This window comes from Desulfosarcina variabilis str. Montpellier (assembly GCF_048565275.1).
In the GTDB taxonomy this organism is placed as follows: Bacteria; Desulfobacterota; Desulfobacteria; order Desulfobacterales; family Desulfosarcinaceae; genus Desulfosarcina; species Desulfosarcina variabilis.
This window is the reverse complement of record NZ_CP159846.1, coordinates 3962311-3978096: the sequence shown is the minus strand read 5'-3', so window position 1 is coordinate 3978096 and position 15786 is coordinate 3962311. Positions and strand designations below refer to the sequence as shown.

Here is a 15786-nt window from a genome sequence, read left to right as displayed (position 1 = left end):
GGGCTTGCGCCAAGGAAAGGCCACCAATTACCGCAGAACGCGGCAATATGAGTATAAACCCGATAAAAAGAAAAGGCTACTGCCGGTGAGATGCCGTCAGTAGCCTCTTTGAAAAATGGATTTGGGTGAAAAAACGCTAAGCGCTTTTCTTCAGTTCATGGGCGTCCAGCGCCTTGTGCAGGGTTTTGACTGCCAGTTGAATGCAGTGATGCTTTTTGACCGGAATTTCCTCCAGCACCTTGAACACGGTACCGTCATCAATGGATCGGGCATACCCCAGGTCTTTGCCCTTGATCAGATCCACCACAGCCATGGCGGCGGAAATGGCACCGGCGCACCCCATCACCTGGTATTTGGCATCCTGGACGATACCATTTTCCGTTTTAATGGTAATCCCCATGGTGTCGCCACAGGAACCGGTCATCTCGGAAGTAATGTCTGCATCGGGAACCAGTCCCATGTGCGGCTTGTTGATGTAATAATTTATTGCTTTTTTTGAATACCCGGATGCGCTCAGCATCTCTTCAATCGCTTTGGTCTCATTTGGTGCTGATGCTTGGATCTGTGTCATATTTCTTTCCTTGCAATCCTGATGTTGTCACTTTTAAAAAGGAACGAATAAACCTTTCTTAGAGCGGTGTCAAGGTTGAGCGCTTACGAATTTGTCTGCCATTTGGATTTCCTATGGCCCGGCCCCGCTTCAGATAGAAATTTTTTAATATTATTTCGGATACTTTTGTTCATTCTTGAGTATTCACCGCAATGATAAAATCGATTTTAAAACAGATAGAATACCACCATTTGGCATTTTTCATTGGGTATTTGACATTCGTGGACGCGCTAATTTCGGGAAGAAAGGCAACCCGTAATTCTACATGCGATTGCTCTGCGGGGATACACCTTCTGACTTGCCAACGGCTGGAGAAATCGTTAAATATTGAGGATAAAACCAAATCAAACAGGATGAAAAGGGTGGTTCTATGTCCGGTCGGTTCGTCCATCCCATTACAGCATTGATCATCTTCATATTGGCCAGTTGCAGTGGCGCCCCAACGGATTTCAAAGGCACGTGGAACGCCACACCAGGCTACCACGAGGTGGTTAATTCGGTTTACAAGGTCCGCCTCACCCCTCAAAAAGGCAGCAATTCCTACTATGCCTTTTTTCTGCTCAGCCTGGTGAACAACAGCGGCACGGCATTATCGATTGATTGGAATGCAAGTCGCTATGTGCATGGCGGCAAGCCGGAAGGTAGGCTGGTGTTCGAGGGAATCGATCCCCAGGCGGTGAAAACCCATACCGTGCCCATCGAATCCATCCCCCCTGGCGGCCAATTGGAACGTAAACTGATGCCCATGCGGTTAATTGCCTGGAACCCCATCAAGGAAAAAACCGCCGATGCCCGCGGCATTGCACCCGGAATGCTGCCCGCCGGCGAAAACGGTGTGCTTTTATCCTTGCGCCAGGCAGGCGGCAGCCCTCAGACCATTTCGTTGTCGGTTTCACTCTCCATTGAGAAGTAAGGGCGCAGGTAAAAAAGTAATCCGGTTATCCGGAAAGCTCCAGCTTATATCTGTTTCAGCATAGGAGAATGAATTCAATTGATCTATAGACCAGTGTTAAGTCCAAAGGCTTGCCCCGATTCTTATCAGGCCTCCAGGCGCATCCGCTCCCGGTCTAAAATATGGTTGCCGATGCGCGTCACCAGACGCAATCCCAGACACCGCTCGTCCTGACGCACAACCCGCCCGGTAACATTCATTGCAGGCATGTCATCAAATTCAATGGCCCCCCTGACCAGGCGGGATTGGACAACCTCAGATCCCGATTCCAGACCGATGCCGGCCTGGCTGAGATCCAGAATGGGGATAAGCCTGCCATTAAAAGAGAACATGGGCCGTTTTGCATTTGGGTAATATAGGCGGTCATGCTGCCGTCGTTCCCCCTCCTGGTCGGGACTATTCACCGCTTCGAGATGATTCGACCGGGCAGATTGAGGCTCCTGCCGGCGGCCATTGAGCGCGTTTTCGATTTCCAGCAGATCGGATAAAACCTGCTGGCGCGTATCCCTGAAATCGTCTACCGGTGGGGACAACACAGACGGGTCATCGGAAAACGGTGGCAAAGAATCGTTTTCCGCCCATGTTTCGGGGGGGCGCAATTGTGATTCGTATTCTTGAAAGATCCGCAATTGGCTGCGGGCCTCAACAACGGCATGGGTCAGCTTTTTAAGCTGCTGTTGGGCCTTTTCCAGGCGATCCTGGGCACAGACTGCCTCGGCGGCGGCGGCTTCTTCCGTGCGCATGACCTGGCGAATTTGCTCCTGGGCCTTGTCCGCCTCGCTTTTGGCCGTTTTCGCGGCCTGCTTGGCGGCCGTCACCCGGTCCCGAACCTTTTCGGCAACCTCGATGGCCTCCTCGGTTGCCCGCTTGACTTCGACTTCCATCAACAGCGCCCGTGATCTGGCCGTTTTGGCCGCAATCATGGCGTTTATTCGATCCTGTTTGGTTTTCTCAAGTCGCTGACTGGCGGCATCCATGACCTCAGTGGCCTTTTCCACAGCCTCGCGGGCCTGCTCCAGAGCGGATTCCGCCTCCTGCAAGCGCCGAGAAATGATGGCAACGGCGTTTTCAACGGCTTCATCGGAACCTTGGGGAATCGAAAGGTTGTCCTTTGCAACCGTTCGATCGTCCCCGGCACCGGAAAAATTGATCGTAAAATGAAGGTCCGTGGTTTGCCGTGCATCGTCGCTGACCTTTCCGGAAGCAAGGGGCGCAGGATCCCCGGCAATCCTTGGATTCGGATCAGAAAGATAGGAAACCGCTTTTTCATAGGCACAGGCAAGCAGTTCCAGGTCTTCCTGTCGGTCGCCCTGCCCGGCCTGGTTGTCGCGATGAAAAATATCGATCATCCGGTGCAGGTAGGTATAGGCTTGGTTTGCGTCATCGATTGTGGCCCCGGATGACAAATCCAGTAAATCAAGGCTCGCATTAAGCCCCATGTCTTCCTTTGCATTGAAAAAAAACATTCTCGCATCCTGTTTGGTTTAATCGTTTCAGCATGTAAAAAATATGGATTGGCACCTATTTTTTCGATCATTTTTTCAATTTCCATGCCATTCAGGAAACGAGATTGAATGAGACCTTTTTCCGTTATTTTTTTCACCAACAAAGGCTGGAAAAATTTAGCATGCCTGGGCTGAATCAGCCGTTAAGTGGGCGGGGACGACATTTCATATTGCTGTTATTGCATCATAAATTCTCTCTTTCAGCCGTGGCCAGGGGAGCGCATGAGAAATCATTGGAAAGATTACGGGAAGGACAACAAAGACAGGGCCCACCCACCGATTCGATGATGGGTGGGTGTCAATTTGATGGCGAACGGGTCAAAAATTCGATCCCCAGGGCCATCATTAATGTAAACGGTTCTTACAAAACGGTATGTTCAATCGTCGCGGCTTGCTGCAAAACGAGAGGGACGCGTTCAAAGACATCCAGGAAAAACCATTATTTTCGCCGGCCTAAAGCTCTTCCGGCGTAAACGCCACCACCGCATCGATCGTGGCAGCATCGCAAAACAGCATCACCAGGCGATCAATGCCCAAGGCATTGCCGGCTGCGGGGGGCATGTGGGTCAGGGCCTGTAAAAATGGTTCGGCAACCGGATAGACGCGTTTTCCGGCGGCTTTTCTGTCGCGTTGCTCCTTTTCAAACCGGATGCGTTGTTCCACCGGATCGGTCAGTTCCGTAAAGGCATTGCACAGTTCCAGCCCGGCAATATAAAGCTCGAAACGCTCGGCAACGTCAGGGTTGTCCGGGTTGAGCCGGGCGAGGGCGCCACACGATGCCGGGTAGTCGTAAAGAAAAAGGGGACGCGTCAATCCCAGTTGCGGCTCGATAGCAAGCCCCATGACCTCATCAAAACAGCCCTTTTCGAGTGCCGTTTGCACAGCCATCCCGCCAAAGCGCTGAAACGCCTCAGCCACGGTCATCCGATCCCAAGGGGGTGTCAGATCCACCGCTTGCCCCTGGTAGGTCAACATCCGGTTCAGTTCCAGGCCATCGGCCACGAATTGGATCAATGCCTCGCATTGATGCATCAGGAACAGATAATCCAGACCCGCCACGTACCATTCCACAAGCGTCATTTCCGGCAGGTGGCGTCCGCCGCGTTCACCCTGGCGACAGCACCGGCAGATCTGAAAAATTTTTTCATAGCCGGCAGCAAGCAGCCGCTTCATACACAGCTCAGGGGAGGTGTGCAGAAACCAGGCCCCGGATTCCTGGGCATCGATATGGGCTTCCGGCGCCGGTGCAGGAATGCGCACGGGCGTCTCGATTTCCAAAAATCCTGAACGGTTGAAAAAGGTGCGGATATCATTGATGATGCGGGCGCGACGCATCAGGTTGGATCGAATCGCTGTTTGTCGGAATGCTGTCATGAAGGCTCTTAAAAGGACCGGGTCTGGCCGCTACCCCATGGGGGCGGAACAGACCCGGTTTAAAATCTCTATATCAGGGTCGCGGCAAAACCGGATCTCACGGGGTTTTGGATTTCTCCGTGATCACATCGGATCGTCGATCCTGAAGAAACACCTTGTCATACCGTTTCAGATCCGCCTTGTCATACCACTTGATCCCCTCTTTGTAGCAGGCATCACAGGCATTGCGCGGAATGTGAACAGCGAAAATATGGTTTCTGCCCCGGGCCGAGGAATCGATGTTCAGCGCGCCTCCGCAGTGTTCACAGACCCTGATGGTTTCATGTTGTTGCTCGTGGATGTTATCCGTATCATAGTAGATATTGCGGTCACGCCTGATATGCCGATGACCCGCCCGGATGTTTTTGCCCATCTGCTTGCGGTCACGCCAGACGCCCATCACCTTTGTGCTGACTTTTTCCACCCAGCGGGTCACCTCTTCGCTTTGACGGATTCGCTCCGGATTATAATCGGGCTCCTTGAGATGGCTGTAATCCATACCGGCCATGGCCAGAATGATACCGGCATTGACATAGGGCAGCGCTCCCTCAATGGCATAACCGCCCTCGAGAACAGCGATGTCGGGCTTGAGCAGGCGGGTCAGTTCCGCGTATCCCTGAGCCGAAAAATTCATATTGGTGATCGGATCCGAATAATGATTGTCCTGGCCGGCGGAGTTGACAATGATCTCCGGCTGAAATTCTTCCAGAATGGGCAACACCGCTTCACGGACAACATGCAAAATGCCCTCTTCCGAGGTGTTGGGTGGCAAAGGGATGTTAATGGTCTTGCCAACGGCATTGGGGCCGCCCATTTCATTGATAAATCCGGACCCGGGGTAAAGGGTGCGGCCATCCTGATGAATGGAGATGAACAGGGTGTCGGGATCATGCCAGTAAATATCCTGGGAACCGTCACCGTGATGACAGTCCGTATCGACGATGGCGACCCGGTTGACGCCGTACGCCTTGCGGATATATTCGATCATGATGGCTTCGATGTTCACGTTGCAAAAGCCGCGGGCACCGTGAACCACCCGGTTGGCGTGGTGGCCCGGCGGCCGCACCAGGGCGAAACCGCGCTCCACCTGTTTGTCCATGACCGCCATGGCAATGGTTTTGGCGCCACCGGCACTGATAAAATGAGACTCGGTCATCACGGCCCATAAATCCGGGACGCAAAAATGAACCCGCTGAACGTCCTTTTTGGTCACCAGGTCGGGTTTTAATTCGATGATGCCCTCGATATCAAGGATCCCTTCTTCAAAAACCTGATCCTGGGTGTAAAGCAGACGTTCCTCACGCTCAGGGTGGGTCGGGCTGATGGCCCAATCGAATGCAGGGAAAAAGACCAGACCGGTTTTATGTTTTGCACGCAGCATGATGGGCTCCGATGCTTGTATCTTATGGTGGTTGCGCCTGTGAATCACAAGGCCTGCGTATCACAGGTTCGGGTGTCAGACAAAACTACTATCCAGAATTTTCTCCGCAATGGGGTCGTAACCGTGTATCAGGCCGGGCTTGACCTGGGCCATGACCCGGATATTCTTGCCGGTCGTATAAAACCCACGAACCATGTTAAAGGACATGGCCTCGATCACTTCCAGCTCAAGGTGATCGGGATTGGCCCCCCGGGCAATGGCTTTGCGCCGCAACAGCTCCAAGGTGGTGGCGATGGCGTCCTCCTGGCTGTATTTGGAAGGGATCATGGTGGTAAAGTCCTCTTCCGGTGCGGCGGCGATCTCCCGCTCCGTATCGGCAAAGAGGGTCACTTCGCAAGTGGTGCGCGCCAGCCCGGCACCGATGGCATTGGCGACATTCCAGCGGGGAACCACATTGACGCGGTATTCGCTGAGCCGTTCGAGACCCTTTGCAAACCACGGTGCCGGTCCCCCAAGAACGAGAATGTAGCGCGGCTGCAATCGATTTCCTTCCCACAGTTCGTGAACCGTATAAACCGGCTTGGCATTGATGCGATCGACCATCTGCTGGGCTGCATCCAAAATGGATTGGCATGCCTGATCAAAGATCCGTTGGGCGGCCTCCTGGACATCAATGCCCAGGTCATCGGCAATGGGCTGAAGGCCGTCACGGGCTTTTTCGATATCCCCCCCCTCACCAATACCCAGCAGCATCATGGCATCCGTCGGTGTGGGCATAGGCCCCCCATAAGCCATGGCCACGCCTACGCGGTCAGGACCGATGCAAAGCCGGCCATCGGCTACCCGCACGGCACTGTCGCCCCCCACGCCAATGGATACCGTGTCCAGGGATCGAATCAGGGTTTTGTGATCACCGATACTGATCCCCATGGGATCGAGCAGCGGAACCCCATTGACCAGAACAGCCATGTCCGTGGTCGTGCCACCGATATCGAGTACCAGGCATTCTTCATTCCTGGGGGCAAAGGCAACCGATCCCATCACACTGGCCGCCGGACCGGAAAGGATGGTCTGGGCAGGATGATCAATGGAGGCTTCGAAGCGCATGTTTCCCCCATCGGGTTTGAGGATACGGATGGGCACGCTGAGTCCTTTTTCGCTCAGACTCTTGACCACGGCTTCGAAAAATTCCTTGTGAATCGGATACATCGCGGCATTGAGGAAGGTGGTGGCAATGCGACGGGGAAAGTTCAGATTTCCAGAGATCTGGTGTCCCATGAAAACCTTTTCGAACCGACTGCCGATTTGATCGGCGATGTCAAGTTCATGCTCGGGGTTGCGGGTCGAAAATTTGGACACCACCCCAATATACTTTATCCCGGCCTTTTCCAGGGCATCCGCGGCACACTCGACTTGTGTTTTGTCGATCTGGGCAATTTCCCGACCGCGATGGTCGATTCCACCGCCAATAGTATAGTAGTGTGGACCGGTGCTGAACAATGCCGGATCCATTCCCGGTCCCGCACTGACGATCATGCCCACGTCGGGGATTTGATTCTGCACGATCCGATTGGTGGCCAGCGTCGTTGACAACACGGCCCGGTTGATTTTTGCAAGGTCAACCCCTTCGGTTATTTTTTCCAGCCCCTTCAAAACGGTGGTAAAAAGATCCGATGGGTTGGTGGGAACTTTGACTTGGCGAAGTAATCCTTCCTGACCCAAAAGAACTACATCGGTATGGGTACCACCTACATCGAGCCCGATAATCATGGGTACCATCCTCAAAATTGTTATTTACGCAGCAATGGAAGAGCACTCAAAGTACCCAAAAATAGCATGCATGTCAATATGCTGGACCCAATCCCGCTGGGCAATCTCAAGTAAAATCAAAACCCGGCCGTCCCTGAACAAGCATCATACCCAAAAATGGAAAAGTGCCAAATGCCAACGCCCAAATGTCAAATGACGGATAAAATCGATTCTATAATAGAAAGAAAGATTGCCAGATTTTGCCAGGATTGTTAATTCGTTATTGAGGCCAACGATAAAATTCCCGTTCCTTTCACCATCAACCGGTAACCGATCACTGATCACAGATAACTGGTCACCGATAACCGATCACAGACAACATACCATCATGGGAAAAGACTTCGGCGCCTACATCGAGGCCCAGCAGGGACAAATGTTCGACCTGCTTGGCAAACTGGTGCGCATCAATAGCGGCAGTAACAACAAAAACGGGGTGGATGCCGTTGGCCGGGAAATTGCGGCGGCCTTGAACGACTGCGCGCTGACCCAGGAAACCATTGGCCTCGAGCAGGCCGGCAATCTGTTGATTTTTCGCACCCCCCCGGCCCTGGCACACGCCGGTCAGGCCCTGATGGTCGGTCACATGGACACGGTTTTTGCTCCGGGCACGGATTTTAACGACTACCGCGAAGACGATAGCCGGTCCTACGGCCCGGGCGTGATCGACATGAAAGGCGGGTTGGTGGCAGGTATTTTTGCCCTCAAGGCCCTGGCTGCCGGTGGTCTTCTGAACAACCTGCCACTGGCCTTTGTCTGCACCAGCGACGAAGAAATCGGCTCCCCATGGTCCAAGTCGCTGATCCGGCAGGAGGCCCGGAAAAGTAATTGTGCCTTTGTCCTTGAAGTCGGCGGGATAGACGGCCAGGTGGTCACCGGCAGAAAAGGCAACCTGTCGGCCCGGCTTACCATAGAAGGCCGGGCCGGTCATGCGGCCTTTGCCGGTACCGACAAAACCAGCGCCATCGTGGAAATGGCCCACAAAATTCTTGCCATCGAGGCCCTCAATGATCCGGCGAAAGGCCTATCCGCCAATGTGGGGCTGGTGTCCGGCGGCATCGGGCCCAATACGGTGGCCGCACATGCCGAGGCCCGCCTGGACTTTCGATTTATCCATGCCGAGGATGGCCGGCAACTCAAGGCCCGCCTTTTTAACATCTGCAGCCAAGCCACAAATCCAAACGCGACCTGTAAAGTCGAAATCCTTTCCGGCCGCCCCCCCATGCCCGCCAATGAAGCCAACGAGCGCCTTTACCGCCATATCGCGCACATTGCCCGTCACCTGAAGATTCCCATTGGATCGGAATTTCGCTCAGGGGTGTCGGACGCCAATTTCATCGACCAGGCCGGCACACCGGTGATCGACGGGCTGGGCCCCATCGGTGCAGGGGATCACAGCCCCCGGGAATACATGGTCAAAGACAGCCTGCCCCAGCGAACCCTGCTCCTGGCCAGCGTTCTGGCGGACTATGTGTGGGGGAATAAAAGATATTGACTATCGGTAAAGACCTGGGATAGGTAATTGGGTTTCATGTTTAAACGTTCGCCGACGTTGTGCCTGCACTTTTTTCTTTGGCGCGGGCAGCATCGGCCGAAAGGTTGTCTTTACCCATGAGCCAGACCAACATCCAATTGATTCGAGGATTCAAGGATATCCTCCCCGGTGAAACCGAGCTGTGGCAATTCATCGAAAAAAGTGCCATCACTTTGTTGGAGGATTTCGGTTTTCGTGAGATCCGCGTTCCGATAATGGAGAAAACCGAGCTTTTTGCCCGCAGCATCGGTGAGGATACCGATATTGTCGAGAAGGAGATGTACACCTTCGCCGACCGTAAGAACGATATGCTGACCTTAAGGCCCGAGGCCACCGCATCCATCTGCCGCGCCTACATTCAGCACAAAATGGCATCCCAGGACCCGGTGCGCAAATTTTACACCATCGGCCCCATGTTCCGCCGTGAACGGCCCCAAAAAGGACGCTACCGTCAGTTTTATCAGATTGATGCGGAAATTTTTGGCGTGGCGTCCCCTTATGCGGATGTCGAGCTGATCTTTCTGCTGCGCACCCTTTTCGATCGTTTGCAGGTCACCGACACCACAGCCCACATCAATTCCCTGGGTTGCCCGGTCTGCCGGCCCCGGTTCAAAGCGGCGCTTGCCGACCTTTTGACCGCCGCGGCCCCAACCTTGTGCGCGGACTGCCTGCGCCGCAAGGATCGTAACCCCTTGCGCGTGCTGGACTGCAAAGTTCCCGGATGCCGCGCGGCCATGGCGAATGCGCCATCGATTCTGGACTACCTGTGTGATGACTGTCGCACCCACTTCGACACCGTGACCGATACCCTGGCCCGCCTGGACGTACCGTTTGAAATCGACAAGCAGCTGGTTCGCGGGCTGGATTACTACACCCGCACGGCATTCGAAATCCAGACCGGTGCCCTGGGCGCCCAGAGCGCCGTGGCTGGCGGCGGCCGTTACGACGGCCTAGTTGAATCTTTGGGTGGCCCGCCCACCCCGGCCATCGGTTTTGCCATTGGCTTCGACCGATTGGCCGAGATTGTCGCCGCAAGCAACCCGGACGTGGCCAACGGGCCGGACCTGTTCATCGCCGCGCTTGGCGATACCGCCCGTCAAAAGGCCTTTGAATGGTCCACGGCCCTGGGGTGCGAAGGCATTGGCGTGTCCATGGTCTACGAGCGGAAAAGCCTCAAAGCCCAGATGAAACAGGCCAATCGCGTGGGTGCCGGCCGGGTGCTGATTGTCGGTGACAGCGAACTTGAGGCCGGCCAGGCCGTTCTGCGCAACATGGCCGATAAAACCCAGCAGGAGATTCCCATCGACGCGCTGGTACAAACAATTAAAAGAGCAATGGAGAATGGATAATGGAAAATTGAGAATTGAAGGATTATTCTCCGTTTTTAATTATCCATTCTCCATTTTCCATTATCCATGTAGGGGCGAAAAATTTTTCGCCCTTACGATAAGACCGAGACATTTAGATAAAGGAGTATACGGTGGCAGACATCCTCGGTGATATGAGAAGAACCCATCACTGCAACGCCCTTACCGCCAAAGACATGGGTAAGGAAGTCGTTTTGATGGGCTGGGTCCTCAGGCGACGCGATCATGGCGGCGTCATTTTTATCGATCTTCGCGACCGGGAAGGCATCACCCAGGTGGTTTTCAATCCGGAAATCAACCCTGATGTCCATGCCAAGGCCCATGGCCTGCGCAGTGAATTCGTTCTTGGCGTGCGCGGCCGCGTGGAGCCCCGCCCCGAGGGCATGATCAATTCCAAACTGCCTACCGGTGAAATCGAAGTTCTGGTCGACGAGCTAAAAATTCTCAATCTGGCCAAAACACCACCGTTCATGATCGAAGACAACGTGGATGTCTCCGAGCAGATCCGCCTCAAATACCGGCATTTGGATCTGAGAAGACCGGCCCTGCAAAACAATATTATCACCCGGCACAAAACCGGCGCCGCGGTACGGCGCTTTCTCAATGACAACGGTTTTCTGGACATTGAGACACCGGTACTGACCAAAAGCACACCGGAAGGTGCCCGCGACTACCTGGTCCCCAGCCGGGTCAATCCAGGTCAGTTCTATGCCCTGCCCCAGTCGCCGCAGTTGTTCAAACAGCTGCTGATGGTGTCTGGTTTTGACCGTTACTATCAGATCGTCAAATGTTTCCGCGATGAGGATTTGCGCGCCGACCGCCAGCCGGAGTTTACCCAGGTGGATATGGAGCTGTCTTTCGTGGGTGAGGAAGATATCATGGCCCTTAGCGAGGGCATGATGGCCAGCATTTTCAGTGATGTCATGGGCCAGTCGCTCGAGATGCCCTTTCCCCGGCTGACCTGGACCGAGGCCATGGATCGTTTTGGCCTGGACAAACCCGATACCCGTTTCGGCCTGGAGCTCAAAGACATTTCCGATATTGTGGAAAAATCCGGATTCAAGGTTTTTTCCAGCGTGGTCAAGAAAGGCGGTATTGTCAAAGCCCTCAACGCCAAGGGATGCATCGACTTCTCGCGCAAAGAAATTGATGATTTGACCGATTTCGTGGCCGTGTACCGCGCCAAGGGCCTGGCCTGGATCAAAGTGCGCGAGGATGCCTGGCAGAGTCCCATTGCCAAGTTCTTCACCGATGCGGAAAAAGCCCAGCTGGCCGAACGCATCGACATGCAGCCGGGGGATCTGGTCTTTTTCGTGGCCGACCAGCCCGCCGTGACCAACGAAGCCCTGGGCCATCTGCGCAACCACTTGGGCAAACGGCTGGGACTGATCGATGACAACCAGTTCAACTTTGTCTGGGTCACCCATTTTCCCATGTTTGAATACGACGATGTGGAAAAACGTTACCAGGCCCTGCACCATCCCTTCACGGCGCCGCTGGAAGAAGACTACGCCAAACTGGAATCCGATCCTTTGGCCGTGCGCTCCCGGGCCTACGACCTGGTGCTCAATGGGTTTGAGGTCGGTGGCGGCAGTATTCGTATCCACGACATGGCCTTGCAGCAGCGCGTGTTTGCCGCTTTAGGTATGCAGCCCGACACCTATCAGGAAAAGTTTGGCTTTTTGCTGGATGCCCTGGAATCCGGTGCACCGCCCCACGGCGGGATCGCCTTTGGGTTCGACCGTCTGGTGATGCTGCTGTGCAAAGAATCGTCTATTCGCGACGTGATTGCCTTTCCCAAAACGCAAAAAGCCGCCTGCCTGCTCACCAACGCGCCTTCGGAAGCAGCCAAGGCCCAGCTGGATGAGCTGTCCCTGCGCATTAAACTGACTGCCATCGAAGGACAGGAAAAAAGCGACGCTTGATGGCCAATACCATCTTGTTTTACAATGCCCGAAGATGCCTTACCGGCCTTCGGGCATTTTTTTTAAAACGACCATACTGGAGACGCCATGCCCCCCCTTGCCACCGTGAATCAAGTTCCCATCAGCGAGCTGCGCTGCCACTGTGATCTGTCCATGTTCGATTTTGAAACCACCGCCGATATCACCCCGCTTGATCAGGTCATCGGCCAGGAACGGGCTGTCCGGGCCATTACATTCGGTCTGGAAATGAATCGTCCCGGCTACCACATCTTTGTTACCGGACCGGAAGGCACCGGCAAGACCACCATCGTTCAGGAGATCGTGCGCAAAGTCGCCCACAATCTGCCTACCCCCCCGGACTGGTGCATGGTCAACAACTTCAAGGATGAATACCGCCCGCGGTCAATTCCCATTTCTCCCGGCCAGGCGAGCCGGTTCGCCAAAAGCCTGAACCGTCTGATCAACGACCTTAAGATTCGGCTGCCCAAGGAATTTCAGGCGGATTCGTTTCGCGAAAAGGTTATAGAAATTCAAAAACGCTACGGCGAAAAGAAAAAAACGCATTTCGATCGGCTGGACCAATTGGCCAAGGAAAAACAGCTCAGTGTGGAACGAACCCCTTCCGGCTACCAGACCATCCCCTTGAATGGCGACAAAGCGTTTACCGAAGAGGAGTTTGAAAAACTCACCGACGCCCAGCAGCGAACCATCGAACAGACGGTCCAGGATTTTCAGGAAGAAATCCAGACGGTCATGCGCGACGTCAACCGGATCAATCACGCCCAGCAAAAGGAAATCCAGCAACTGGCGGCCGAACTAACTCGTTTTGTGGTTAAAAACCGGTTGGATGTCGTTCGTGAGACATACGCTGAGCATGCCGAAATCCTTCAGTACCTGGATGACGTGCAGGAAGATATCGTGGAAAACACAGGACTGTTTCTGCCTCAGGAAAACGCATCCGATGACGACGACGAGAATGGGTCGCCGCAAGCCATGGAATTATCCCTGAATCGGTACAAGGTCAATGTCCTGGAAGACCGCAGCGAGCTTAAAGGGGCGCCGGTGGTGTTCGAACCCAACCCCACCTATCAGAATGTGTTCGGACGCATCGACAAACGGGCCTTTATGGGCACCCTGGTCACGGACTTCACCATGGTCCAGTCCGGGGCTCTGCTGCAGGCCAACGGTGGTTTTCTCATTCTGGAAGTGGAATCGGTGATGGCCCATCCCCAGGTCTGGGAGTCTCTCAAACGGGCCTTGCAGAACAACATGCTCTGCATCGAAGACATGTCCCAGGACATGGGGCTGGGGGCGGCATCCTTGAGGCCGGCGCCAGTGGACCTGGATGTGAAAGTAATTCTGCTGGGCGGATACGAACCCTTCCAGCTGTTGCAGAACTTCGATCCCAAATTCAACAAGATCTTCCGTGTGCGTGCGGATTTTGACTTCGAGGTCGCCCGCACCAATGAAACCGTTTATCTTTACATTCAGTTCATTTCCCGGGTCTGCCGCGATGCCGGGCTTTTACCGTTTACCAAAGACGGGGTGGCCGCGGTGGTGGAGTATGGAGAAAAAGCCATTGACAGCAAAAACAAACTCTCCTTACGTTTCGGTTCGGTTGTCGGGGTGATCCAGGAGGCGGACTATTGGGCCAAAAAGATGTCGGCCAAGCATGTGAGTGCTGATCACGTGGTCAAGGCATTTACAGAACACCGTTTTCGGTACAATCTGTATGAGGAAAAAATTCACGAAAATTATGTTGATGACACGATCATGATCGATGTGACGGGCCTTAAGGTCGGCCAGGTCAATTCCCTTGCCGTCTATCAGATGGGCGAGATCGCCTTTGGCCGGCCATCCCGAATCACGGCCGAAACCTATATGGGCAAGCCCGGCATCGTGAATATCGAACGCGAATCCAAACTCTCCGGCAAGACCCACGACAAGGGGGTACTGATCCTTTCCGGTTACCTGGGCCGGACTTTTGCCCAACGTTACCCCTTAAGCCTGACCATCAGCCTGACTTTCGAGCAGAGTTATAGCGGCATTGACGGCGACAGCGCCGCTTCGACAGAGCTGTACGCCATTTTATCCAGCCTGTCGGAATTTCCCATCCGCCAAGGCATCGCCGTCACCGGGTCGGTCAATCAAAAGGGCCGGGTCCAGGCCATCGGTGGCGTCAACCAGAAAATCGAGGGGTTTTTCGACGTTTGCCACAGCAAGGGGTTGACCGGCAACCAGGGCGTGATGATTCCATCGGCCAATGTAAAAAACCTGATGCTCAAAAAAAGTGTTGTCGATGCGGTTAAAAATAAACAGTTCACCATCTGGCAGGTATCCACCATCGAGGAAGGAATCGAGATCCTGACGGGAAAGCCGGCCGGCAAAGCGGATCAAAACGGAAACTATCCCGACCAGACCGTTTATGGCCAGGTGCAACAAAAACTAAAAACGTATTTGGATCAAAGCTTGAAGCTGAAGGCCGTCCCTATTATCGAATAAAAAGTGGAATCGGCGACGGACACAAATCGTTGATTTGCCCCAGATCAGCGATCGTGCAATATCCCTTGGACAGATATCCCTGGTCCAATCCCTTTTGGGTGATGACCTGAATGTGGGTGTGGTGAAACCAGTTGCCGTTTTCGTGAAAGTCTCCGATTTGGGCAAAGGCGGTTCCCGCCGCAACCGTTTTGCCGATAGCCGGCAAACGGTCCCGGCGCAGATGCCCGTAGAGGCTGTAAAACGGTTCGAAATAGGAACTGTCGTGTTTGAGCAGCACCCACCCACCGTAATTGCCCTCCCCGGCCTCGTAATCGCATGCCGCCACCACCGCATCCAGGGGCGCGTGCAAAGGGGTACCGAGCGGCACGATGACGTCCAGGCCCAGGTGGATGAAGCGCTTTTCTTCCACCATCTGTGGACAGTCGCCCAGCAAGGTATCCCGGTGTTCGAGATAGGAAGAAAATCCCCAGCTGTACGTGTCGCCCATGGCCGCTTCCAGAATACGCTGAAAGGCCTGTTGATCACGCATATCAATGCCATTTAAAAGCGGACTAGCCGGGGAAAGGTCAGCAATATAGGGATCACCGGCAAGGCCGGCAAACACCGGCCGATGCTCGATCTTCTCACTGTATAGCAAAAATGGGTAGTACATCGATTTATCTGATTTATAGCCTGTCATCGCAATTTCTCAATAAATGATAAAAGTCAAAACTTGGGTATCGCTGCACTCGACCCAACCTACGAGGTTGCCTCTATTTTAAGGCATTGTAGGTTGGGTAGAGGAACGAAAC

11 protein-coding genes are annotated in these 15786 nt (G+C 54.1%); 5 read left to right on the top strand and 6 right to left on the bottom strand.

Annotated features, from left to right (window positions below):
• Positions 1-136: 136 nt before the first annotated feature.
• Positions 137-571 (bottom strand): iron-sulfur cluster assembly scaffold protein, encoded by a 435-nt coding sequence (locus tag Dvar_RS17845; RefSeq protein WP_419663052.1) that lies wholly within the window; start codon positions 569-571, stop codon positions 137-139.
• Positions 572-980: 409 nt separating this feature from the next.
• Here Dvar_RS17845 and Dvar_RS17840 point away from each other — a divergent pair, with 409 nt between their 5' ends.
• The gene (locus Dvar_RS17840; protein ID WP_419663049.1) at positions 981-1523 is read left to right on the top strand and encodes a hypothetical protein; all 543 of its coding nucleotides are present in this window, start codon (positions 981-983) and stop codon (positions 1521-1523) included.
• Positions 1524-1648: 125 nt separating this feature from the next.
• Here Dvar_RS17840 and Dvar_RS17835 read toward each other — a convergent pair whose 3' ends face one another.
• The 4 genes from Dvar_RS17835 to Dvar_RS17820 form a co-directional block, all read right to left on the bottom strand.
• The gene (locus Dvar_RS17835; protein WP_419663048.1) at positions 1649-3028 is read right to left on the bottom strand and encodes a PilZ domain-containing protein; all 1380 of its coding nucleotides are present in this window, start codon (positions 3026-3028) and stop codon (positions 1649-1651) included.
• A 492-nt stretch (positions 3029-3520) separates the two neighbouring features.
• Positions 3521-4441 (bottom strand): EF-P lysine aminoacylase EpmA, encoded by a 921-nt coding sequence (gene epmA, locus Dvar_RS17830; RefSeq protein ID WP_419663046.1) that lies wholly within the window; start codon positions 4439-4441, stop codon positions 3521-3523.
• A gap of 97 nt (positions 4442-4538) precedes the next feature.
• On the bottom strand, positions 4539-5861 hold the full coding sequence (locus tag Dvar_RS17825; RefSeq protein ID WP_419663045.1) for a histone deacetylase: 1323 nt from the start codon (positions 5859-5861) through the stop codon (positions 4539-4541).
• A gap of 75 nt (positions 5862-5936) precedes the next feature.
• Complete coding sequence (locus tag Dvar_RS17820; RefSeq protein ID WP_419663043.1) at positions 5937-7631, bottom strand: hydantoinase/oxoprolinase family protein; 1695 nt, start codon at positions 7629-7631, stop codon at positions 5937-5939.
• A gap of 367 nt (positions 7632-7998) precedes the next feature.
• On the opposite strand from Dvar_RS17820, the gene Dvar_RS17815 reads away from it, so the two are divergent.
• The 4 genes from Dvar_RS17815 (at position 7999) to Dvar_RS17800 (ending at position 14995) form a co-directional block, all read left to right on the top strand.
• Positions 7999-9162: a M20 family metallopeptidase gene (locus Dvar_RS17815; RefSeq protein WP_419663042.1), complete on the top strand. Its 1164-nt coding sequence runs from the start codon at positions 7999-8001 to the stop codon at positions 9160-9162.
• Positions 9163-9278: 116 nt separating this feature from the next.
• Positions 9279-10550 carry a histidine--tRNA ligase gene (gene hisS / locus Dvar_RS17810; protein ID WP_419663040.1) on the top strand — a complete coding sequence of 424 codons (1272 nt, stop codon included), beginning with the start codon at positions 9279-9281 and terminating at the stop codon, positions 10548-10550.
• A 131-nt stretch (positions 10551-10681) separates the two neighbouring features.
• Positions 10682-12493, top strand: coding sequence for an aspartate--tRNA ligase (gene aspS / locus Dvar_RS17805; RefSeq protein ID WP_419663038.1), 1812 nt, complete (start codon positions 10682-10684; stop codon positions 12491-12493).
• Between the two features lie 87 nt (positions 12494-12580).
• Positions 12581-14995, top strand: coding sequence for an AAA family ATPase (locus Dvar_RS17800; protein WP_419663036.1), 2415 nt, complete (start codon positions 12581-12583; stop codon positions 14993-14995).
• On the opposite strand, the gene Dvar_RS17795 is transcribed toward Dvar_RS17800, so the two are convergent.
• Complete coding sequence (locus Dvar_RS17795) at positions 14985-15674, bottom strand: peptidoglycan DD-metalloendopeptidase family protein (RefSeq protein ID WP_419663034.1); 690 nt, start codon at positions 15672-15674, stop codon at positions 14985-14987. The two genes, Dvar_RS17800 and Dvar_RS17795, sit on opposite strands and share 11 nt — an antisense overlap.
• Positions 15675-15786 lie beyond the last annotated feature (112 nt).